The organism is Klebsiella scottii (assembly GCF_036561945.1).
GTDB lineage: Bacteria > Pseudomonadota > Gammaproteobacteria > Enterobacterales > Enterobacteriaceae > Klebsiella > Klebsiella scottii.
In genome coordinates, this window is record NZ_JARXNI010000020.1 from 2,264,502 (window position 1) to 2,285,049 (window position 20,548).

Annotated in this window: 19 protein-coding genes; 9 read left to right on the forward strand and 10 right to left on the reverse strand. The window is 59.5% G+C overall.

Annotated features, from left to right (window positions below; all coding sequences use genetic code 11):
* Positions 1-77 precede the first annotated feature (77 nt).
* Positions 78-1,163 (forward strand): tartrate dehydrogenase, encoded by a 1,086-nt coding sequence (locus tag QFI97_RS18315; protein ID WP_095096170.1) that lies wholly within the window; start codon positions 78-80, stop codon positions 1,161-1,163.
* Between the two features lie 115 nt (positions 1,164-1,278).
* Here QFI97_RS18315 and ptsP read toward each other — a convergent pair whose 3' ends face one another.
* On the reverse strand, positions 1,279-3,780 hold the full coding sequence (gene ptsP / locus QFI97_RS18320) for a phosphoenolpyruvate--protein phosphotransferase (protein WP_095096167.1): 2,502 nt from the start codon (positions 3,778-3,780) through the stop codon (positions 1,279-1,281).
* Positions 3,781-4,089: 309 nt separating this feature from the next.
* Here ptsP and QFI97_RS18325 point away from each other — a divergent pair, with 309 nt between their 5' ends.
* Genes QFI97_RS18325 through QFI97_RS18345 form a run of 5 tightly spaced genes read left to right on the forward strand, consistent with a single transcriptional unit; the run spans position 4,090 to position 9,051 of the window.
* Positions 4,090-5,166, forward strand: coding sequence for a PTS fructose transporter subunit EIIC (locus QFI97_RS18325; RefSeq protein WP_095096164.1), 1,077 nt, complete (start codon positions 4,090-4,092; stop codon positions 5,164-5,166).
* Between the two features lie 20 nt (positions 5,167-5,186).
* Positions 5,187-5,507: a PTS fructose-like transporter subunit IIB gene (locus QFI97_RS18330; protein WP_095096162.1), complete on the forward strand. Its 321-nt coding sequence runs from the start codon at positions 5,187-5,189 to the stop codon at positions 5,505-5,507.
* A gap of 48 nt (positions 5,508-5,555) precedes the next feature.
* Positions 5,556-7,853, forward strand: a complete 2,298-nt coding sequence (locus QFI97_RS18335; protein WP_159236484.1) for a formate C-acetyltransferase — start codon at positions 5,556-5,558, stop codon at positions 7,851-7,853.
* Positions 7,819-8,694, forward strand: a complete 876-nt coding sequence (locus tag QFI97_RS18340) for a [formate-C-acetyltransferase]-activating enzyme (protein WP_133597356.1) — start codon at positions 7,819-7,821, stop codon at positions 8,692-8,694. The genes QFI97_RS18335 and QFI97_RS18340 overlap by 35 nt, the downstream gene beginning before the upstream one ends.
* Positions 8,695-8,709: 15 nt before the next feature.
* Entirely contained in the window at positions 8,710-9,051 is a 342-nt protein-coding gene (locus tag QFI97_RS18345) for a PTS fructose-like transporter subunit IIB (RefSeq protein WP_095096154.1), read from the forward strand.
* A 51-nt stretch (positions 9,052-9,102) separates the two neighbouring features.
* Here QFI97_RS18345 and QFI97_RS18350 read toward each other — a convergent pair whose 3' ends face one another.
* Positions 9,103-9,870 carry a phytanoyl-CoA dioxygenase family protein gene (locus QFI97_RS18350; RefSeq protein WP_095096152.1) on the reverse strand — a complete coding sequence of 256 codons (768 nt, stop codon included), beginning with the start codon at positions 9,868-9,870 and terminating at the stop codon, positions 9,103-9,105.
* Between the two features lie 114 nt (positions 9,871-9,984).
* Here QFI97_RS18350 and QFI97_RS18355 point away from each other — a divergent pair, with 114 nt between their 5' ends.
* Both QFI97_RS18355 and QFI97_RS18360 read left to right on the forward strand, forming a co-directional pair.
* Complete coding sequence (locus QFI97_RS18355; RefSeq protein WP_157349074.1) at positions 9,985-10,125, forward strand: hypothetical protein; 141 nt, start codon at positions 9,985-9,987, stop codon at positions 10,123-10,125.
* Positions 10,122-10,955 (forward strand): helix-turn-helix transcriptional regulator, encoded by an 834-nt coding sequence (locus QFI97_RS18360; protein WP_095096149.1) that lies wholly within the window; start codon positions 10,122-10,124, stop codon positions 10,953-10,955. The genes QFI97_RS18355 and QFI97_RS18360 overlap by 4 nt, the downstream gene beginning before the upstream one ends.
* Positions 10,956-10,968: 13 nt before the next feature.
* On the opposite strand, the gene QFI97_RS18365 is transcribed toward QFI97_RS18360, so the two are convergent.
* The 8 genes from QFI97_RS18365 to hpxU form a co-directional block, all read right to left on the reverse strand.
* Positions 10,969-11,868 carry a GGDEF domain-containing protein gene (locus QFI97_RS18365; protein ID WP_346431745.1) on the reverse strand — a complete coding sequence of 300 codons (900 nt, stop codon included), beginning with the start codon at positions 11,866-11,868 and terminating at the stop codon, positions 10,969-10,971.
* 295 nt (positions 11,869-12,163) lie between these two features.
* The gene (gene hpxK / locus QFI97_RS18370; protein ID WP_346431746.1) at positions 12,164-13,426 is read right to left on the reverse strand and encodes an allantoate amidohydrolase; all 1,263 of its coding nucleotides are present in this window, start codon (positions 13,424-13,426) and stop codon (positions 12,164-12,166) included.
* Complete coding sequence (locus QFI97_RS18375; protein WP_346431747.1) at positions 13,423-14,664, reverse strand: pyridoxal-phosphate-dependent aminotransferase family protein; 1,242 nt, start codon at positions 14,662-14,664, stop codon at positions 13,423-13,425. Before QFI97_RS18375 ends, hpxK begins: the two co-directional genes overlap by 4 nt.
* 158 nt (positions 14,665-14,822) lie before the next feature.
* Positions 14,823-15,560 (reverse strand): amino acid ABC transporter ATP-binding protein, encoded by a 738-nt coding sequence (locus QFI97_RS18380; protein WP_095096138.1) that lies wholly within the window; start codon positions 15,558-15,560, stop codon positions 14,823-14,825.
* Positions 15,541-16,197, reverse strand: coding sequence for an amino acid ABC transporter permease (locus tag QFI97_RS18385; protein ID WP_331835768.1), 657 nt, complete (start codon positions 16,195-16,197; stop codon positions 15,541-15,543). The genes QFI97_RS18380 and QFI97_RS18385 overlap by 20 nt, the downstream gene beginning before the upstream one ends.
* Positions 16,197-16,862, reverse strand: coding sequence for an amino acid ABC transporter permease (locus QFI97_RS18390; RefSeq protein WP_095096132.1), 666 nt, complete (start codon positions 16,860-16,862; stop codon positions 16,197-16,199). The genes QFI97_RS18385 and QFI97_RS18390 overlap by 1 nt, the downstream gene beginning before the upstream one ends.
* Before the next feature lie 9 nt (positions 16,863-16,871).
* Complete coding sequence (locus QFI97_RS18395; protein WP_095096129.1) at positions 16,872-17,657, reverse strand: transporter substrate-binding domain-containing protein; 786 nt, start codon at positions 17,655-17,657, stop codon at positions 16,872-16,874.
* A 214-nt stretch (positions 17,658-17,871) separates the two neighbouring features.
* Positions 17,872-18,711 carry a MurR/RpiR family transcriptional regulator HpxU gene (gene hpxU, locus QFI97_RS18400; RefSeq protein ID WP_095096126.1) on the reverse strand — a complete coding sequence of 280 codons (840 nt, stop codon included), beginning with the start codon at positions 18,709-18,711 and terminating at the stop codon, positions 17,872-17,874.
* 251 nt (positions 18,712-18,962) lie between these two features.
* Between hpxU and hpxW the strand changes: the two genes are divergently transcribed.
* Positions 18,963-20,546 (forward strand): oxamate amidohydrolase, encoded by a 1,584-nt coding sequence (gene hpxW / locus QFI97_RS18405; protein ID WP_346431748.1) that lies wholly within the window; start codon positions 18,963-18,965, stop codon positions 20,544-20,546.
* Positions 20,547-20,548 lie beyond the last annotated feature (2 nt).

Below are 20,548 nucleotides of genomic sequence, written 5' to 3' on the forward strand. Positions count from 1 at the left end.
AGCATGATTAATTATGAAGCAGTCAATTATAGGATTGAGGAGAAGTCAATTTCGCCCGCTAATAAGTGAGAACCCGTATGAAGAAAACCTGGCGCATTGCCGCTATTCCCGGCGACGGTATTGGTAAGGAAGTTCTGCCTGAAGGTATTCGCGTACTCCAGGCCGCGGCCGAACGCTGGGATCTGGCGCTCAGCTTTGAACAGATTGAATGGGCGAGCTGCGAATATTATGCCCGCCACGGCAAAATGATGCCGGACGACTGGCATGCCCGGCTCAAAGAGTTCGACGCCATCTATTTCGGCGCCGTCGGCTGGCCCGATACCGTGCCGGATCACGTCTCCCTGTGGGGATCGCTGCTGAAGTTTCGCCGCGAGTTCGACCAGTACGTCAACCTGCGCCCGGTGCGCCTGTTCGCCGGCGTCCCCTGCCCGCTGGCGGGGAAAAAGGCCGGTGACATCGACTTCTACGTGGTGCGTGAGAATACCGAAGGCGAGTATTCGGCCCTCGGCGGGCGCGTGAATCCAGGCACCGAGCACGAGGTGGTGATCCAGGAGTCAGTGTTCACCCGCCGCGGCGTCGATCGCATTCTGCGCTACGCCTTTGAGCTGGCGCAGAGCCGGCCGCGCAGAACCCTGACCTCGGCGACCAAGTCCAACGGTCTGGCCATCAGCATGCCTTACTGGGACGAGCGGGTTGAGGCGATGGCGCAGGGCTACCCGGAGATCCGCTGGGACAAGCAGCATATCGACATTCTCTGCGCCCGCTTCGTGCTGCAGCCCGAGCGCTTTGACGTGGTGGTGGCCTCGAACCTGTTCGGCGATATTCTCTCCGATCTCGGCCCGGCCTGTACCGGCACCATCGGTATCGCCCCTTCGGCAAACCTCAACCCCGAGCGCACCTTCCCGTCGCTATTTGAGCCGGTCCACGGCTCGGCGCCGGATATTTATGGCAAAAATATCGCCAACCCGATAGCGACTATCTGGGCCGGGGCGATGATGCTTGATTTCCTCGGGGCGGGCGACGAGCGCTACGAAGCGGCACATAACGGTATTCTGGCAGCGATTGAGCAGGTTATCGCCAGCGGGCCAAAAACGCCGGATATGCAGGGCGCGGCCTCGACTCAGCAGGTCAGCGAGGCCATTTGTCAGGCCATTCTGCGTTAAGAGCAGCAGATAAAATAGATGCCGCGTCGCTGACGCGGCCTGTCCCTCGAAGACGCCGGGCTCTGGCATCTGCTTTTTTCCGTTCCCTACCCGGGACCGCAGAGTCCGTAGCGCTTTACAGTTCGAGTTCGCGGTGTAGCAGTTCAGCAATAGCTTCGCTGCTCTGCGCCGTGACCAGCGAGTTTCTGAACGCTTCATGCATAATGCGCCGCGCCAGACGGGAGAAAATTCGCATATGCTGGTCGCCGGCGGCGTGCTTATTCAGCGTCAGCATAATGACAAACTGCACCTCGTCCTCTCCCCAGGCCACCGGCTCAGCCAGGCGGGCAACGCTGATGGTGGATTGTTCGATATGTTCCGACTTGCTGTGCGGAATGGCGAAACTGAAGCCCAACCCGGTGGAGAACACCGCCTCCCGCGCCCAGAGATCGGCCTCCAGCTTGCGCGGATACCGGCAGCGGCCCGCCAGCAGAAGGTTGTCAGTCATGCCTTTAATCACCTCCTCTTTGCTGCGCCAGTCGCTGTTCAGGGTGATGCATTGGCTGGCGATCAGCGGGGCGTCCTGCTGGGTCATACGGAACTGGGCCAGCAGATGCTCCACTTCCAGCGAGGTTCGGCACTGCATCGCCTGGTTCAGCAGCTGGCGACACGCCCGGCTGTCGAGCTGCGCCAGGCGCGATTTAGCTGCCGGAATTGACGGCGAGCTCATGCTCAGCTCATCCATTCCGAGGCCGACCAGCAGCGGCAAAACGGAGCCCTTCGCACCTAGCTCGCCGCAAAGACCGATCCACTTTCCCTGGCGATGCACGGCCTGAACCGCGTAGTCCAGAGCGCGTAAAAAAGCGGGGTTGAGGCTGTTATAGTGGCGCGTCACCTTCGCGTTATCGCGGTCTACCGCCAGCAAATATTGCGTCAGGTCATTACTCCCGATACTAAAGAAATCGACCTCTTCGCAGCACTGATCGATGATAAACATCACCGACGGCACCTCCAGCATGATGCCGAGCGGGATCTTCTCATCAAACGGGATATGCTCGTCGCGCAGCGATTGCCTGGCTTCCGCCAGCCGATCTTTCACCCATAGAATCTCCTCCATCGACGAAATCATCGGGATCATGATTTTCAGCGAACCGTGCGCGGAGGCGCGCAGAATGGCCCTGAGCTGGGTATGAAACAGCGCCTGATACTCTTCATAAATCCGCACCGCGCGGTAGCCGAGGAACGGATTGTTTTCAGCCGGAATATTCAGATAGGGCACCGGCTTATCTCCGCCGATATCCATCGTGCGGATGATAATGCTGCGCCCACAGGCCGGCTCCAGCGCCTGGCAGAAAATATTATAGAGCTCGGACTCGGACGGCGCGCCGGGCCGGTCCATATACAGCATTTCGGTGCGGAACAAACCTACCGATTGCGCCCCGTTATTGAATGCCACAGCGGCTTCAACGGAGTGCGCGATATTTGCCGCCACCTCCAGACGCAGGCCGTCTTTGGTCTGCCCTTCCTTATCCAGCCACGCCTGCTGCTGGCTATGCACCTGCGCCTGAACCCAGGCCTCCTGCTGATAATAGCGCGCGACCGCCTCATCGGGATTGACCACCAGCAGCCCGGCGTTGCCGTCGATATGCACCGCCTGGCCGACCCAGGGGAGCAGCGCGTCCATATCGACGCCAACCAGCGTGGGAATATTAAACGAACGCGCCAGAATCACGGTATGCGAGGTGGTCCCGCCGCTGCGCAGCAGCAGGCCTTTGAGCAGGGTCTTGTCCAGTTCAAGAAACTGGCCGGGCGTTAGCTCTTCTGCCAGACAAACAGACGGCGCGTTGAGCTGACCCGGCGCCGAAAAACGGGCCTCGCCGTAGATATGCTGCAGCAGCTGAAAGCAGATATCGCGGACGTCGAGCACCCTTTCCTGCAGGTAGCTATTCGCGGATTCGCTAAACCGGGAGCAGAAGTGCTCGCCGCTGGCGACAACCGCCTGCGCGCAGCTCAATCCGCCAAGCAGCCCGTCGAGCAGATGCTGGCGCAAGGAGGCATCGGTCGCCAGAGAACGATGCGCTTCAAGGATGGCGCCGGCGGTACCGTCGTTGTCCAGCAGGCGGAATTCGATATTCCTGACCAGGAGCAGCAATCCCTTATCCAGCAGCGCCTGCTCCTCTTCGATACTGCCGGCAGCGGGCAGCGGCCCGAGGTCGCTAAGCTCAAGGGATTTCAGATGACTGAGCCTGCCTCCCGCGCTCCCTCCACAGACGGGCTGGCCGCGAAAGAGCGTCGGGTTCAGGCGGGAAAGCGATTCAGGGACCGGCTGCACGTCCATGCTGTTTACCATTGCCAGCGGCGCATCACAGTGCGGAAACTCCTCCACAATAAACGTCGACAGCGCGGCAAACGCCTGCTGCTCGTCATCGCCGCAGATGATTAACTGGCACTCGTCCCCCTTAATCGTATCGGTACCGATGATCGCCAGCGCGCTTTTCGCATTCCCGCGCCTTCCGCTGCGCGTATTCAGCCAGTCGACGGTGGACGAAAAGGTATTACAGCGCGTTTCGACCAGACTGGCCGGGCGGGCGTGAACGCCATTCGACAAATCGCATATGAATTTAATGACCAGAGCCATCGCCTTTCTCCTGAGCAATACGTTAGTTACCCAAAAGGTAAAGAAAGAACCCTGGCGGCACTACGCGAAATAACTCTTAATTACTGGACTATTGTACACAGCATTCTTTTTCATGCCCGCGGTCACAAATGCGGCGTATAAATTGGTTTTATACCCGCCAGCGCTAAGATTTGAGGTGGATCGCAATTTTATTCTCACCTTACAAATATCCAGTAAATGCACTTTTTCTCTTCTATTTTCTGTACCGCCATTTTCCTACTGTTGAGACATCAATACCGTCACGAGCGAGAGCACGCTCAGGAGCAAGCAATGAACGAACTGGTGCAAATACTAAAAAATACACGCCAGCATCTCATGACCGGCGTTTCACATATGATCCCCTTCGTGGTCTCCGGCGGCATCCTGCTCGCCATCTCCGTCATGCTGTACGGCAAGGGCGCGGTCCCGGATGTCGCGACCGATCCGAATCTGAAAAAACTGTTTGATATTGGCGTCGCCGGTTTGACGCTGATGGTGCCCTTCCTGGCGGCGTATATCGGCTACTCCATTGCGGACCGCGCGGCTCTGGCGCCCTGCGCCATCGGGGCGTGGGTAGGCAACAGCTTTGGCGCCGGCTTCTTTGGCGCGCTGATCGCCGGGATGATCGGCGGTCTGGTGGTCTATTACCTCAAGAAGATCCCGGTCCACAAGGTGCTGCGCTCGGTGATGCCCATTTTTGTCATCCCGATCGTCGGCACCTTTATTACCGCCGGGATCATGATGTGGGGTTTAGGCGAGCCCGTCGGTGCGCTAACCGCCAGCCTCACCGGATGGCTCCAGGGAATGCGCGAGGGCAGTATTGTCCTGCTCGCCATCATTATGGGCCTGATGCTGGCCTTCGACATGGGCGGCCCGGTGAATAAAGTGGCTTACGCCTTTATGCTGATTTGCGTCTCCCAGGGCATTTACAGCGTCGTAGCGATTGCCGCCGTCGGTATCGCCGTTCCGCCGCTTGGCATGGGGCTGGCAACGCTTGTCGGCCGCAAATATTTCAGCGCCGAAGAGCGTGAGACCGGCAAAGCCGCGCTGGTGATGGGCTGCGTAGGCGTCTCCGAAGGCGCCATCCCCTTTGCCGCCGCCGACCCGCTGCGGGTGATCCCCTCAATTATGATTGGCGCCGCCAGCGGCTGCGTCACCACCGCCCTGCTCGGCGTGCAGTGCTATGCCGGCTGGGGCGGGCTAATCGTGCTGCCGGTCGTGCAGGGTAAAGGCGGATTTATCGCTGGCCTGCTGGTCGGCGCATGCGTCGCCGCCGCCTGCGTCATTACTCTTAAAGCGCTGACAAAAAAGAAAACGCCGGCCGCTAAAGCCGATGACGAGCTGGATCTTGATTTCGAAATTAACTGAGAAGCAGAGAGGATAATTCTATGACCCACATTATTGCCGTCACCGCCTGCCCGTCGGGAGTAGCGCATACCTATATGGCCGCCGAGTCGCTGGAGAGCGCCGCCAAAGCGAAAGGCTGGCAGATAAAAGTCGAGACCCAGGGCTCTATCGGGATCGAAAACGAACTGACGGCGGAGGATGTCGCCCGCGCCGATATGGTCATCCTGACCAAGGATATCGGCATCAAGTTTGAAGAGCGCTTTTCCGGTAAAACCATCGTCCGCGTCAATATCAGCGATGCGGTGAAACGCGCGGAGGCTATCATGCAAAAAATCGACGGCCATCTTGCACAGAAAGCCTGAACAGAGCGGAGCGCCCTGGCGCTCCGCCGGACTAACATGGAGTTTGTCATGACGAATCGTACTCAACGCTTAAAAGACAGTTTGTTCGCCCAGCCGCGGGAGATCTCGCTTGAGCGGGCGCTGCTGTATACCGCAAGCCACAAACAGACGGCGGGTGAGCCGGTGCTATTACGCCGGGCGAAAGCCACCGCGTGGATCCTTGATCATGTGCAGATCTCGATTCGTGAGGATGAACTCATTGTGGGCAACCGCACGGTCAAGCCGCGAGCCGGGATCGTCTCCCCGGAAATGGACCCTTACTGGTTACTGAACGAACTGGACAGCTTCGCCTCTCGCCCCCAGGATCGTTTTGTCATCAGCGAAGAAGATAAACGCATTTACCGCGAAGCGCTGTTTCCTTACTGGGAAAAGCGCTCGATGAAAGACTTTATTAACGCCCGGATGACCGATGAGGTCAAAGCGGCCGTCAGCACCCAGATTTTCAGCGTCAACCAGACCGATAAGGGCCAGGGCCATATCATTATCGACTACCCCCGGCTGCTCAATAATGGCCTCGCGGCCCTGGTTGCAGAACTACGGGCGGCGGCCGAAAGCGCGCCAGGCAACCACTTCTATCAGGCCGCGCTGATTCTGCTGGAGGCCTCGCAGCGGCACATTCTGCGCTATGCGCTGCTGGCCGAGGAGATGGCCGCCGCCTGCAGCGACGCTAAGCGGCGTCAGGAGCTCGCCGCAATCGCCGCGATCTCCCGGCATAACGCGGTTCATCGCCCGGAGGATTTCTACCAGGCCTGTCAGCTGTTCTGGCATATGAATATTATTTTGCAGCATGAATCTAACGCCAGCTCCCTCTCGCTGGGGCGCTTCGACCAGTACATGCTGCCGTTCTATCAGACATCGTTAAATCGGGGCCAGGACCCGGCTTTCCTGCAGGAGCTGCTGGAGTCATTGTGGGTCAAGTGCAACGATATCGTCCTGCTGCGCTCGTCAAGCAGCGCTCGCTATTTTGCCGGCTTCCCGACCGGCTATACCGCGTTGCTCGGCGGGCTGAGCGAGACCGGACGCAGCGCGGTGAACGTACTCTCGTTTCTGGCTCTTGATGCGTATCAGAAAGTCCGGCTACCGCAGCCTAATCTTGGCGTCCGCGTCAATGAGCTGATCGACCGTCCGTTCCTGCGCAAGACCGCAGAAACGATCCGCCTGGGTACCGGTATCCCGCAGGTCTTTAATGATGAAGTCGTAATTCCGGCGTTTTTGAATCGCGGGGTATCGCTTGAGGATGCTCGCGACTACGCCGTCGTCGGCTGCGTTGAGCTGTCGATCCCCGGGCGAACATACGGGCTGCACGATATTGCGATGTTTAACCTGCTCAAGGTGATGGAGATCGTAATCCTGGAGAATGAAGGCAATCCCGACGTGAGCTGGAACGGGCTGCTCAACCAAATCCGCGAAAAAATTCGCTACTACATCAAGCTGATGATTAACGGCAGCAATATTTGCGATATCGGCCATCGCGACCAGGCGCCGGTTCCCCTGCTGTCCTCTTTTATTCTGGACTGTATTGAACGCGGTAAAGATATCACCGAGGGCGGAGCGCGCTATAACTTCTCCGGCGTGCAGGGCATTGGTATCGCCAACCTCAGCGACTCTTTACATGCGCTCAAGGGAATGGTGTTCGAGCAGCAGCGGATGAGTTTTGATGAGCTCATTCAGGTTCTTAAGGCCAACTTCAAAACTCCGGAAGGGGAAAAGATCCGCGCGCGGCTGATTAACCGTTTTGAAAAATATGGCAATGATATCGATGAAGTCGACAATATCAGCGCCGATTTACTGCGTTTTTACTGTAAAGAAGTCGAGCAGTATCTCAACCCGCGCGGCGGACATTTCACGCCGGGTTCCTACACCGTCTCAGCGCACGTGCCCCTGGGGTCAGTGGTCGGCGCAACGCCCGACGGTCGTCTGGCCGGCGATCAGCTAGCCGACGGCGGGCTTTCGCCAATGGTCGGCCAGGACTCTCAAGGGCCGACGGCGGTACTGAAATCCGTCAGCAAGCTGGATAACTATCTTTTATCCAACGGTACGCTGCTTAACGTGAAGTTTACGCCGGCTACCCTTGCCGGTGACGGCGGCCTCAATAAGCTGGCTGACTTTTTGCAGGCATTCAGCAAGCTCAAGCTTCAGCATATCCAGTTCAACGTGGTCAATGCCGATACCCTGCGCGAAGCGCAGCAGCGTCCCCAGGATTTCGCAGGCCTGGTGGTGCGCGTAGCGGGTTACAGCGCCTTCTTTGTCGAGCTATCAAAGGAGATTCAGGATGACATTATCCACCGCACCGCGCATCAGCTGTGAGGTTCTGGAGACGCGCGCCGATCGGGCGCGCATTTTTAACATCCAGCGCTACTCGCTGAACGATGGCCTGGGGATCAGGACGGTAGTCTTTTTTAAAGGCTGCCCGCACGTCTGTCCGTGGTGCGCCAACCCGGAATCTATCTCCACTAAAATAGAGACCGTACGCCGGGAGAGCAAATGCCTGCGCTGTACGCGCTGCCAGCAGGATGTCGAAGAGTGCCCCTCCGGCGCATGGGAGCAAATCGGCCGCGACGTGACGCTGAATAATTTAGTTAAGGAAGTCCTCAAGGATGACGTTTTCTTTCGCGCCTCCGGCGGCGGCGTCACCCTGTCAGGCGGCGAAGTATTAATGCAGGCCGGGTTTGCAACTCGCTTCCTGCAAACCTTACGCCAGCTGGGAATACGCACGGCGATTGAAACGGCCGGCGACGCGGCGTTCAGCCGCTTTTACCCGCTCGCCAGGCAGTGCGATGAGGTGCTGTTTGATCTGAAAATCATGGATACCGGTCGCGCGCAGGCTCAGCTGCGGATCGATGTACCGCGGGTGCTAGATAATTTCAGCAGGCTGGTGGAGAAGCGCATTCGGGTTATTCCCAGGGTACCGCTCATTCCCGGGTATACGCTTAGCGAAGAGAACTTCCGGCAAATCCTGGCGTTTCTGGCGCCATTTAAGCTTCCTGAAATACATCTTCTACCGTTCCATCAATATGGCGAGCCTAAATACGCGCTGCTCGGCAGGAAGTGGTCGATGGCGACAATTAAGGCCCCGGACGCGTCACAGATTGAGCCATTCAGGATTATGGCTGAGAAAGCGGGTTTTCGCGTCACCATCGGCGGTTAGCGCCTGGAGGAGAATATGGAACTGAATATCGTAGCGGTGACCGCCTGCGTCAGCGGCGTGGCGCACACCTATATGGCGGCGGAACGTCTGGTCAAAGTCGCTCACCATGAAAAATGGCATATGAAAATTGAAACCCAGGGCGCATTAGGCGTTGAGAATAAGATTACCCCTGACGAAATTACCCACGCCGACGTGGTGCTGCTGGTGACAGATATTGAAATCGACGATGCGCAACGGTTTATCGGCGTACGGACCATTAAAACCAGCATCAAAACCTTTTTACTTCAGCCGCAGCAGGTTATTGAGGCGGTGAAGTGCATCATGAAAAAACCGGTCGTCTATCTGGATATTCCCTGACCTTTCCTTCAGCAAAGGGCGGCTCCCCTGAACCGCCCTTATTTCGCTGGCCTACTTCACATCAAGCAACCATTTTTGCGCCGGCGTCAGACGACTTGCCGTTTCAGGCCTGAGCCAGCGCTGCTGGTCCTGCTGCGGCGTATCTTGCCTGTCGATATAGAGACCGTGCAGCACGCGCCTTCTGCTGCCGATGTGATTGCAGGTGCCGCCGTGCCAGGTATGGGCGTTATAAATCATCACGCTTCCCGCTGGCGCGGCAAACACCACCTCGTCAGGATGCGGCAGCTCGGGGTCCTCCAGCACGTCCTCCGGCAGCTCCGGTCGCAGATGAGTGCCGGGAATAATGCGCGGCGCGCCATTTTCGGCGCTTAAATCGTCAATAGCCCAAATCGTATTTACCAGATGTACTTTCGGAAAATCCGGTCGCGGCTTTTTCCAGTCGGCATGCAGCGGCTGGCTGCCGCCGTTGAGCAACGCTTCCCGCGCGTTGAGGCTGGAAATCTTAAAATCGCCCTGAAAAATATACCGACAGGCGGAGAGGATCAGCGGATGAGCCCAGACTTTCTCCCAAATCACGCCCTTGTTAATCAGGTTGGCAATACGGGTCGCCGTTGCTTCCTGATGGTGTTCGATGGCGAGATTATCCCCCTCTTTCTCAACAATCTCGTCGATAAGGTCCCGCATCGCCTCCAGCCATTGCGGGTCGGCGACGCCATGCACCACGGTGTAGCCGAGGGTATTCAGCTCCTCTTTCATCTTTTCTGTAAGCGCAATATTGGCGCCAAGCGCATCCAGATATACGGCAGACTGATGTTCCATATTTATTTCCTTTAACCTTTCGATAACACGAAATAAACTTTAAACGGCGGCCGGCTGAAATACATGAGGCTAATCCTACGAAAAACTGGATATCCGTACGCGGGGGAGCAAACTGTGATTGCCATCAAAATCTCCGCATCCGCTGCCGTCCGCGGCGAAGCCGGCGCGCTGCAAGGTGATCCAACCGCGTCATTTATTTATAAAATAGTTTATAATCAAAAGGATAATAGCTATCTTTCGGGGTTTAGAGGATGATTGCAGATCTGCCGGAAATTCTACATCGCCTGGTCAATCAGCAGGATACGCTGCAGGTCAGATTCCCTGAGCCGGACGTATCGGTCCCTGAGCTGGCCTATAAAGTGCCCTTCCCTCGGCTGGAAATTGTGCTGGACGGCGAGCTAAGAGAGCGCGGTTTGCCGCTGTCTGATAGCCAGCTAAGGCTATCGCAGGCGCTGTACGTGCAGGCAGGTAAATGGACGTTACCGGAGTGGACCGGCCCGGCGTCGACGCTGAGCATCCTGTTCGGCAGACAAAAGCTGGGATTCTGCATCCAGCGCTGGGATGGCAAGCAGCTGCACACGGAGAAGCAAAACGTCGCCCGGCTTGGGCCGCGCGTCGGATCGTATCTGCTGTTGGCGCTGAATGAAATCTGCCTTCAGCCGGACCCGGTCACCGCCAGGCTGGTGGTGTCGGCGCTATTAAGCCATTGTCTTGAGCAGCTCGTCGGGCTTGAGATGCGGGTCAGCCGGAGCCGCGATCTGTTTTTGGCCGTCCAGGATTTTCTGGAGGACAATCTCAGCCAGCCCTTAACCCGGGAGTCGGTGGCGAAACGTTTCCATATTACCCCCAACTACCTCTCGCATATATTCCAGAAATCGGGCTCCGTCGGGTTTAACGAATATCTGACCAGCGTTCGGCTGGAAAAAGCCAAAAAGCTGCTGCGCGGCTATGATTTAAAGGTCAAAGAGATCGCCCATAACTGCGGTTTCGTCGACAGCAACTATTTTTGCCGGGTCTTTAAACGCTACACCGAGCGCTCCCCTTCAGAGTATCGTCGCCACTGCCGCAGCGCGCAGCAGGCGTAATTCCCGCCGCGCGTCAGGCCCACTCCACCCGGCCGCGGCCGTTATTTTTCGCCTTGTACAGCGCTTCATCCACTTTCTTGATAAACGTTTCCTGAGGCTCATCGCGGCCGCGCATGCCGACGCCGATACTCACCGACAGCGGGTAGTCGCTATTAATCAAAATGGTGCGGACATTCTCCAGAATCGACTGCGCCAGGCCACGCACCTCGTCAGGCGACATACCGTCGATGATAATGGCGAACTCCTCGCCGCCAATCCTCGCCGGCTGTATTTTATCGCTGGTTAATTTTGCCAGCTGCTTGCCGAGCGCAAACAGCACCTCATCGCCCACCAGGTGACCGTAGGTATCATTAATTTTCTTGAAGAAATCGATGTCGAGAATCATCAGCGCCAGCTGGTGGCCCTGCTTTTCGCGAATGGTATCAATAAAAAAGCGCCGGTTGGGCAGCTGGGTTAATTCATCTTTAAGCGATTGCGAGCGCGCGTCGACGTAGAGGATGTTAATGCGATCGATAATTTTGTAGATCCCGATAGTGGTCAGGAGCATGCCCGACAGGCGCAGCAGATCTTCGCAGTAGTAGCCCATCCACCGCGGCTGGACGAAAATCTCGTCCATTAAATCGAAGGTGCCGCCGGCGATCCACAGCAGCAGCCCGTAGCGCACCCAGTTAACCGCCACGTGGCTCATTCTGACTTTTGCAGAATTCCACAGCATAAATACCAGAAACAGCAGGGCCAGCAGATCAATATAGAATCCGGAGTTGGCAAATATCACGTTCCAGGGGCCTAAAGGTTGGGAAATAAAAACGCATAACGCCGATACGGCGATAATCACGAATAGCGCGGGAAGCAGGTTACCCGGGGAAGTGGCCAGCGGGGCCTTGGGAGGCAAATGTTTTTGTAAATCAGGCATCGGCGTGTCTCTCAAACAACGTTGTCTCTCTCAAAACGCAGCATACCAGCCCGATGAGATTCGGCGCATCAAAAACCCGCATAGCGGGAGCGTAAATAAGCGGCACGAAGTGGGTATAAAAGGTGGACTAAGAGAGTGGACTGACCCCGCGGAATTTTTCCAACTGACTACCAATCCGTGGCGACGAGGTCAGTGCCGCGGATGGTATAGCGATCGCCTGCGGCATTTTTAGCATTTAGTGCTAGTTTTTTTACAAATCCCCCCGACTTTTCCCTCCCAAAACGGGAGGGAAACATCAGGTAATATCGCTCAGCGCCAGGGTTGCCTGGCTAAACGCCGCGATCGCCAGGGCAACGTCCGCCGCCGTCACCGACTCCGCCGGATGATGGCTGACGCCGCCTTTGCAGCGGACAAACAGCATCCCTACCGGCCAGCGTTCGGCCATCGCGATGGCGTCGTGCCCGGCGCCGCTCGGCAGCGACAGGGAACGATCCTGCACCCGGCAGACTGCGGTACTCAGCACCTTCTGCAGCCGCTCATCGCAGGCGGTGGCCGCAATCCGGTAGAACTCCTCGGAGCCAAACTGCAGGCCCCGGCGGTCGGCAATCGTCCGCGCATCGTCGAGCAGCGTGTCCAGCAGCGCCTCTAACGGCCCCTCGTGCGGGCCGCGAATATCAAGGCTCAGCGTCACCTCGCCGGGGATCACGTTGACCGCCCCCGGCGCGCAGTGCAGGGTGCCTACCGTGGCCACGAGGTTGCCCCCCTGCTGCCGGGTTCGGCTCTCAATCAGCGTCATCCATTCGGCGGCGGCGGCCAGCGCATCCCGGCGGTGGATCATCGGTACCGTCCCCGCGTGGCCCGCCTCTCCGCGAAAGCGACAGTTCAGGCGGCGCGCGCCGTTGATCGCCTCAACCACGCCCAGCGCCAGCCCCTCCTGTTCGAGGCACGGCCCCTGCTCGATATGCAGCTCCAGGTAGGCGGCAATCTCCTCCACCCGGCGGGCGGCGAGCGCGACCCGCGTCGGATCGAGCCCGACCTGCGTCATCGCCTGCGCCACGCTGGTGCCTTCGGCATCGGTCTGCGCCAGCCAGCCCTCGGGCCAGGTGCCGGTCAAACCCCGGCTGCCGAGCAGAGTAATGCCGAAACGCGTCCCTTCCTCATCGCAGAAGCCGACAATTTCAATCGCCCGCGCCGGCCGTCGCCCCTGCTGATAGAGGCTTTGTACTACCTCAATCGCCGTCAGCACCCCCAGCATGCCGTCGTAGCGCCCGGCGTTGCGCACGGTATCGAGATGCGAACCTAACAGAATGGCCGCGGCCCCTGCCTGCTCCCCTTCGTAGCGCCCGCAAATATTGCCGACGCTATCCTGCCAGACGCGCATCCCGGCCTCGGTCATCCAGCGTGCGACCTGCTGGTTGGCCTGCAGATGCTGCGGTGAAAGATAAACCCGGGTCAGCGCATCAGCGGTTTCGCTGATCGCGGCCAGCTCATCGGCCCGCGCCATCACCCGCGCCGCGGCCTGCGCCCACTCCGCCTGCTGGCGTACCGGTTGGCTCATTGCGGACTCTCGCTGCGGTAGTGGTCCCATGCCGCCTGCATGGCGGCGCCCTGAGTGGTGGCAAATTTGAGGTGGTTCAGCACCGACTCCAGAGCGCTGAGGGTGGTCATCACGCAATCTTTGCGCGCGTTATAGCCCATCGTGCCGATACGCCATACCTTGCCGTGCAGCGGGCCGAACGAGGTGCCGATCTCGATGGCGAAATCGTCGAGCATGATTTTACGCAGCTGGTCGCCGTTGATCCCCTGCGGAATAACCACCCCCAGCACATTGTTCATCTTGTGCCGCAGGTCGCCGAAGATCTCCAGCCCCATCGCCTGGATCCCCTTCAGCAGCGCATCGCCGTGCAGCTTATGCCGGGCAATGCCGTTATCCAGCCCCTCCTCAAGGATCAGGCGGGCGCATTCGCGGGCGGCGAACAGCGCCGAGGTGGCCTCGGTATGGTGATTCAGGCGCTCCGGCCCCCAGTAATCCATGATCATGCCGAGATCGAAGTAGTTGGAGTAGATCGCCTCATCAACGCCGTCGAGATGGGCGTCGGTGCGAATCCCCTCTTCTACGCACTTGCGGCGACGAATAGCCTCCTCCATCCGCACGCTCAGGGTGACGGGCGAGGTCCCGGACGGGCCGCCAAGACACTTCTGCATCCCCGCCGATACCGCATCCAGCCCCCACGCGTCGCTTTCGAGGGCGTTACCGCCCAGCGAAGCGGTCGCATCGGTATAGAACAGCACGTCGTAGCGGCGGCAGATTTCGCCCAGCTCGGCCAGCGGCTGCAGCATGGTGGTGGAGGTGTCGCCCTGCACCGTTAACAGCAGGCGCGGGCGTACGCGGCGGATGGCGTCCTCAATCTGCTGCGGGCTGAAGACCTCTCCCCAGGGCACCTCAATGGTATGAACCTCGGCGCGGCAGCGGCGGGCGATTTCACACAGCAGGTGGCCAAAGCGGCCAAATACCGGCACCAGCACCCTGTCGCCGGGGCGGATGGCGGAGACCAGAATCGCTTCAATTCCCGCGCGCGAAGTCCCGTCCACCAGCATCGTCCAGCGGTTATCGGTGCGAAACACGCCGCGATACAGGGCCATCACTTCGTTCATATAGTGAGTCATCGCCGGGTCATACTGGCCGATAAGCTGGCTCGACATGGCGCGCAGCACGCGCGGGTCGGCGTTGATCGGTCCCGGCCCCATCAGCATACGCGGCGGCGGGTTGACTGGAGAAAATTGAGCGATATCCATCTTAGATTCCTTAGTGTGCCTATCCCGGTAGGCGCAATTGTTGAAGGCAGTTTGAACAAGAACAGCGCGGAAAAACCGGAGCGTACACGTAGTACGTGAGGATTTTGCGCACTGCCCAGGTTCAAAATGCTGAATAAAATAGCCTAACGGCCAGGCTCTTAATTCAGGCCACGCACGGAGGAGATAAACTGCTTCAGTTCGTGAGTCTGCGGGTTGGCAAACAGCGTTTTGCTGTCGCCCTGCTCCCAGACGCGTCCCTGATGCATAAACACCACGCGGTCGCCCACTTCACGGGCAAAATTCATTTCATGGGTCACGAGGATCAGCGTCATCCCTTCGGCCGCCAGCTGCTCAAGGACCTTGAGCACTTCGCCAACCAGCTCGGGGTCCAGCGCCGAGGTTATCTCGTCGCAGAGCAGAACCTTCGGCGACATCGCCAGCGCCCGTGCAATCGCCACCCGCTGCTGCTGGCCGCCGGAAAGATTGGCCGGATAGTAGTCCAGCCGGTCGCCGAGCCCCACTTTTTCCAGCATCTGCCGGGCCAGCTCGCGACATTCGGCGGCGCTCTTTTTCAGCACCCGCCGCGGGGCCAGCATCACGTTTTCCAGCGCCGTCATGTGCGGGAACAGATTAAAGTTCTGGAACACCATCCCGATGGAACGGCTGATCTCGCGGGCCTGCGAATCGCGGTCGGTAATGGTCATCCCGCCGAGCTTAATGCTGCCGTCCTGATACCCTTCCAGGCCGTTGATGCAGCGCAGCAGCGTGCTTTTCCCCGACCCGCTGCGGCCGATAATCGAGATCACCTCGCCCATATCGATATCCAGATCGACGCCTTTGAGCACGTGGTTGTCGCCGTAGTACTTCTGCATCTGATTAATGGTGATGAGAGGCATTGAATTTGTTCTCCAGATAGCGGCTGTAGCGTGACAGCGGGTAGCACAGAATAAAGTAGCCCAGCGCCACTAGCGCAAAGACCTTAAACGGCTGGTAGGTGACGTTGGTCAGCATCGTTCCGGCTTTGGTCAGCTCGACGAAGCCGATAATCGACGCCAGGGCGGTGCCTTTCACCACCTGGACCGCGAAGCCCACCGTCGGGGCGATGGCGATACGCAGCGCCTGCGGCGCAATAACCCGGCACAGCGTCTGGGTGAAGCTCAGCCCGAGGCAGCGCGACGCCTCCCACTGTCCTTTCGGTAAGGCGCGCAGGCTGCCAAACCAGATATCGAGCAAAAAGGCGCTGGTATAGCAGGTCAGCGCCAGCGATGCAGCGGTCCACGGCGAGACGTCGATACCAAACAGCGCCACGCCGAAGAAGGCCAAAAATAGCTGCATTAACAGCGGCGTTCCCTGGAACAGCTCGACGTAGCCGCGGATCAGCCGCTTGATCTGGCGCCCGCCGGTCAGACGCAGCAGCAGCAGCGGCAGCGTCACCAGCGCTCCGCCGAGAAACGCCACCAGCGACAGCAGCACCGTCCAGCGCCCGGCCAGCAGCAGATTGCGGATAATGTCCCAGTCGGTAAAGGTGGCCATCATGCCTGTACTCCCAGCCATTTTCGCCCCGCCGCCATCAGCAGCTGACGCATTGTTATCGACAGCACCAGGTAGATCCCCGTGGTGACCAGATAGACCTCAAAGCTGAGGAAGGTTCGCGACTGGATCAGGTTCGCCGCGAAGGTCAGCTCCTCATACGAAACCTGCGAAACCACCGACGATCCCAGCATCACGATGATGCACTGGCTCACCAGCGCCGGATAAATCCGCTGCAGCGCCGGCGGCAGAACCACCTGAATAAAGGTCTGCGTGCGGCTAAGCCCCAGCACGCGCCCGGCCTCCCACTGCCCCTTGGGGGTAACCTGAATCCCGGCGCGCACGATTTCGGTACTGTAAGCCCCGAGGTTGACCACCATCGCCAGCAGCGCGGCCTCGCCGGCGGTCATCTTCAACCCTAAATTGGGCAGGCCAAAGACGATAAAAAACAGCTGGACCACGAACGGCGTATTGCGAATCAGCTCCACGTAGCCGCCCCAGATGCGGCTAAACCACGTCGGACGCCCGCTGCGGATCGCGGCACCGAAAATGCCTATCGCTAAGCCGCCCGCCGTCGCCAGCACCGTCAGCTGAACGGTCACCCACAGCCCTGCCAGCAGCTCTGGCCAGTGCGGCCAGAGTTCGGAAAAATGAAGTTGTTCCGTCATGCCGGGACCTTATGCGCCAAAGCCTGCGGGCAGCGGCGCCTTCAGCCACTGCTGCGACAGCGCGTTGAGCGTGCCGTCCTTAACCCCTTGCTCAATCAGCGCGTCCACCTTCTCCTTCAGCGCCGGCTCGTTCTTTTTCAGACCGATAAAGCACGGCGAATCTTTCAGCATAAAGCTCGCTACCGGCGCCTTCTGCGCATTTTGCCGGGAGATAGCCGCCACCACGAGGTTACCGGTCGCCAGGTACTGCACCTGCCCGGAGAGGTAGGCTGACAGCGTGGTGTTGTTATCCTCGTAGCGCTTGATCTGCGCCTCTTTCGGCGCCAGCTCGCTCAGCACCATGTCCTCCACCGCGCCGCGGGTAACGCCGACGGTTTTACCGCTCAGCGCCGCCGCATCCTTCAGCTCCTGCCCCTTCGGCCCGAAGACGCCGAGGAAGAACGGCGCGTAGGCGCGGCTGAAATCAATCACCTTCTCGCGCTCCGCATTCTTGCCGAGGCTGGAGATAACCAGATCCACTTTATCGGTTTGCAGGTAAGGCACCCGGTTGGCGCTGGTCACCGGCACCAGCTGCAGCCTGAGCTTCATCTGCTTCGCCAGGTAGCGCGCCATATCGATGTCATAGCCCTGGGGCTGAAGATCGGTACCCACCGAGCCAAACGGCGGGAAATCCTGCGGCACCGCGATACGGATAACGCCGCGCTTTTCAATATCCTGCAGCTGGTCGGCTTTGGCCGCGCTAATTTGCGTGAACAGACAGGCGGCCCCGGCCAGTGCGATCAACAGTTTTTTCATGATGTTTACCCGTTACGTTAGTATGAAACAAAAGATTCTTTAAATAAACTTTTGCAACTAATGTGCCAGGTCTTTGCGACGCCGGCGCCGACGCGGAAAGCACCATTAAATAGCGATGAAACAAGGAAGAGAGAGAGAATGCGGGGAAATATCGCCCTCTCTCACCGTCGGAAATTCGCACTAAAATAATGCAAAGCACCACGCTGACGCCCCATTATCGCTGCTCGAGCTCGTCCAGCTGCTGATAAAGGGTGGCGATTTCGTGAATGCGCGGGCGACCTTTATCGAGGATCTCATGCAAAAACGCGTTAGCCAGCAGGTTGATCAGGCTGTTGACCGACGCATAGCTATCGTAGGCCGAGACGCTATCGAGCGGCGCGCAGAGCTGCCAGCGGGCCAGCGGAAACAGGCCGTGCGCCTGCGGCTCGCACATCAGCAGCACCGGAACGCCGCTGGCCTGGAGCTGCTGCAGCAGCGGACGAATAAGCCGCGGGCGGCGGCGAAAGGCCATCACCACCACCACATCTCTGGCCGACAGATCCACCAGCTCCTCGCTTAAGCTTTGCCCCGGCTGCGGCAGCACCTGCACCTGACCGCGCGCCTGCAGCAGCTGCTGGCGCAGGTGTAGCGCCGCAGGATAGGCGTTGCGCATGCCGACGATGACCACCCGTTCGGCGGTCACCATAGCGTTAATCGCCTCGGCAAACTGGCGCGCGTCGAGCGCATTGACCCACTGCGTCAGATTGGCCATCTCCTGCTTATAATGCCGCGCCAGCAGCGTGTTTCCCTGCACCGCGTCGCGGTTATCGGTCAGCGGCATCCCGCTCTGCCGCAGGGTGCGCAGCTCATCGCGCATATCCTTATACTTCTCATACCCTAGCCGCTTGAACAGGCGGCTCACCGTCGCTTTCGACACCCCGCTAAGCTGCGCCAGCTCGGCGCTGTTATAGCTAATCAGGTCATCGAAGTGATCGAAAATAAAATCCGCCACCCGCTGCTCCTGGGGCGACAGGGCGGCGTACTGCCCTTTGAGTCGTTCATCAAGCTGTTGCATAAGGCCCCTGTAACTTTTGTTTCATCAAACTATACCCGTCATACTCCACCTTGCCTATGCGCTGGCGATGCGTCTCGCGCTGTTGTCGCTATTTATGCCCGGCCTGCGGCGCGCATGACGTTGAATACCCTTCCTTTCACGATACGTGCCAGTCCGGCAAAAAGCGTCGGCGGCCGGGAATGAAACTTTGGGTTCAGAAGTGGAACGGCTTTTGCACTCTGAGAGAATACATCGCGTCACGAGGACAACGAATGCACAGTCATGTATCCACCCGGGGGATGGCGGTCGCCCCCCATCACCTGGCCAGCCAAAGCGCGCTTGCCGTTCTGCGCGAAGGCGGAAGCGCAATAGAAGCGATGGTCGCCGCGGCGGCCACCATCGCCGTAGTTTATCCCCATATGAACGGGCTCGGCGGCGACGGCTTCTGGCTTATCGTGCCGCCGGAAGGGGAACCGATAGCGATAGACGCCAGCGGCGCGGCGGGCTCGGGAGCAACGCTGAACGCCTATTCCGACCTGCAGCAGATCCCGCACCGCGGCCCGCGCGCCGCGCTGACCGTCGCCGGCACCGTCAGCGGCTGGGACGAAGCGCTCCAGGTGTCGCGCTCCCTGAGCGGAAAAGCGCTGCCGCTGGCGCGTCTGCTGGAAGATGCTATCGGCTACGCCAGCAACGGTATTCCGGTCACCGAATCCCAGGCCAGCGCCACCGCCGGCAAGCTTGATGAACTCCGCTCGCTGCCGGGATTTGCCGGGACCTTTCTGGTCGACGGCCAGCCGCCGGTCGCCGGCAGCCGCTTTCGCCAACCGGCGCTGGCCAACACCCTCAGACGGCTGGTCGATGAGGGGCTGGATAGCTTCTATCGCGGCCCGCTGGCTGAAACCCTGGCCGAGGGCATGGCGCAGTACGGACTGCCCATCACCCTCGACGACCTTCGGCAGCACCGCGCCCGCCGCCCTGCGCCGCTAAAACTTACGCATCAGCACGGCGAGCTGTGGAACCTGGCGCCGCCGACCCAGGGGCTGGTGTCGCTGGCGATTCTCGGCATTACCGATCGCCTGGCGATGGCCGAGGCCGATGAGGCCCTGACCGTCCACCGCATCGTCGAGGCGACCAAGCTGGCCTTTAGCCTGCGCGACGCCCATATCACCGACCCGCGCCATCTTGATGTCGATATTCAAAGTCTGCTGGAACCGGCGGCGCTGCAGGCGCTGGCCGAGCAGGTCAGCGACCGGCAGGCCGCCCCGTGGGGCGCCGGCAAAGGTCCCGGCGATACCGTGTGGATGGGGGTCATGGACGGCAGCGGGCTGGCGGTCTCCTTTATTCAAAGCATCTACCATGAGTTCGGCAGCGGCGTCGTGCTGCCGGAGAGCGGGATTGTCTGGCAGAACCGCGGCGCCTCGTTCAGCCTCGATCCGCAGCACCTGCTGGCGCTGGCTCCCGGCAAGCAGCCGTTCCACACCCTTAACCCGGCGGCGGCCCGCCTCAGCGACGGCCGGGTGATGGTTTATGGTTCGATGGGCGGCGACGGCCAGCCGCAAACTCAGGCCGCCCTATTTACCCGCTATATCCTGCAGGGGGTGCCGCTGCAGGAGAGCATTTCCCGGCCGCGCTGGCTGCTGGGGCGGACCTGGGGACAAACCTCCGACTCGCTGAAGCTGGAAGGCCGCTTTACGCCGCAGAGCGTTGCCCGCCTGCGGGCGCTGGGGCATGAGGTCGAAGTGCTGGACGATTTCAGCGAAGCTATGGGCCACGCCGGCGCCATCGTCCGTCATCCGAATGGCCTGTTTGAAGGGGCATCCGATCCGCGCAGCAACGGCTCAGCCGCTGGTTATTAGGA

What these genes read in the sequence shown, in the direction of transcription:
- QFI97_RS18315 (WP_095096170.1), top strand. Translation starts at nt 78, where the DNA reads ATGAAGAAAACCTGGCGCATTGCCGCTATTCCCGGCGACGGTATTGGT.
- ptsP (WP_095096167.1), bottom strand. Translation starts at nt 3,780, where the DNA reads ATGGCTCTGGTCATTAAATTCATATGCGATTTGTCGAATGGCGTTCAC.
- QFI97_RS18325 (WP_095096164.1), top strand. Translation starts at nt 4,090, where the DNA reads ATGAACGAACTGGTGCAAATACTAAAAAATACACGCCAGCATCTCATG.
- QFI97_RS18330 (WP_095096162.1), top strand. Translation starts at nt 5,187, where the DNA reads ATGACCCACATTATTGCCGTCACCGCCTGCCCGTCGGGAGTAGCGCAT.
- QFI97_RS18335 (WP_159236484.1), top strand. Translation starts at nt 5,556, where the DNA reads ATGACGAATCGTACTCAACGCTTAAAAGACAGTTTGTTCGCCCAGCCG.
- QFI97_RS18340 (WP_133597356.1), top strand. Translation starts at nt 7,819, where the DNA reads ATGACATTATCCACCGCACCGCGCATCAGCTGTGAGGTTCTGGAGACG.
- QFI97_RS18345 (WP_095096154.1), top strand. Translation starts at nt 8,710, where the DNA reads ATGGAACTGAATATCGTAGCGGTGACCGCCTGCGTCAGCGGCGTGGCG.
- QFI97_RS18350 (WP_095096152.1), bottom strand. Translation starts at nt 9,870, where the DNA reads ATGGAACATCAGTCTGCCGTATATCTGGATGCGCTTGGCGCCAATATT.
- QFI97_RS18360 (WP_095096149.1), top strand. Translation starts at nt 10,122, where the DNA reads ATGATTGCAGATCTGCCGGAAATTCTACATCGCCTGGTCAATCAGCAG.
- QFI97_RS18365 (WP_346431745.1), bottom strand. Translation starts at nt 11,868, where the DNA reads ATGCCTGATTTACAAAAACATTTGCCTCCCAAGGCCCCGCTGGCCACT.
- hpxK (WP_346431746.1), bottom strand. Translation starts at nt 13,426, where the DNA reads ATGAGCCAACCGGTACGCCAGCAGGCGGAGTGGGCGCAGGCCGCGGCG.
- QFI97_RS18375 (WP_346431747.1), bottom strand. Translation starts at nt 14,664, where the DNA reads ATGGATATCGCTCAATTTTCTCCAGTCAACCCGCCGCCGCGTATGCTG.
- QFI97_RS18380 (WP_095096138.1), bottom strand. Translation starts at nt 15,560, where the DNA reads ATGCCTCTCATCACCATTAATCAGATGCAGAAGTACTACGGCGACAAC.
- QFI97_RS18385 (WP_331835768.1), bottom strand. Translation starts at nt 16,197, where the DNA reads ATGGCCACCTTTACCGACTGGGACATTATCCGCAATCTGCTGCTGGCC.
- QFI97_RS18390 (WP_095096132.1), bottom strand. Translation starts at nt 16,862, where the DNA reads ATGACGGAACAACTTCATTTTTCCGAACTCTGGCCGCACTGGCCAGAG.
- QFI97_RS18395 (WP_095096129.1), bottom strand. Translation starts at nt 17,657, where the DNA reads ATGAAAAAACTGTTGATCGCACTGGCCGGGGCCGCCTGTCTGTTCACG.
- hpxU (WP_095096126.1), bottom strand. Translation starts at nt 18,711, where the DNA reads ATGCAACAGCTTGATGAACGACTCAAAGGGCAGTACGCCGCCCTGTCG.
- hpxW (WP_346431748.1), top strand. Translation starts at nt 18,963, where the DNA reads ATGCACAGTCATGTATCCACCCGGGGGATGGCGGTCGCCCCCCATCAC.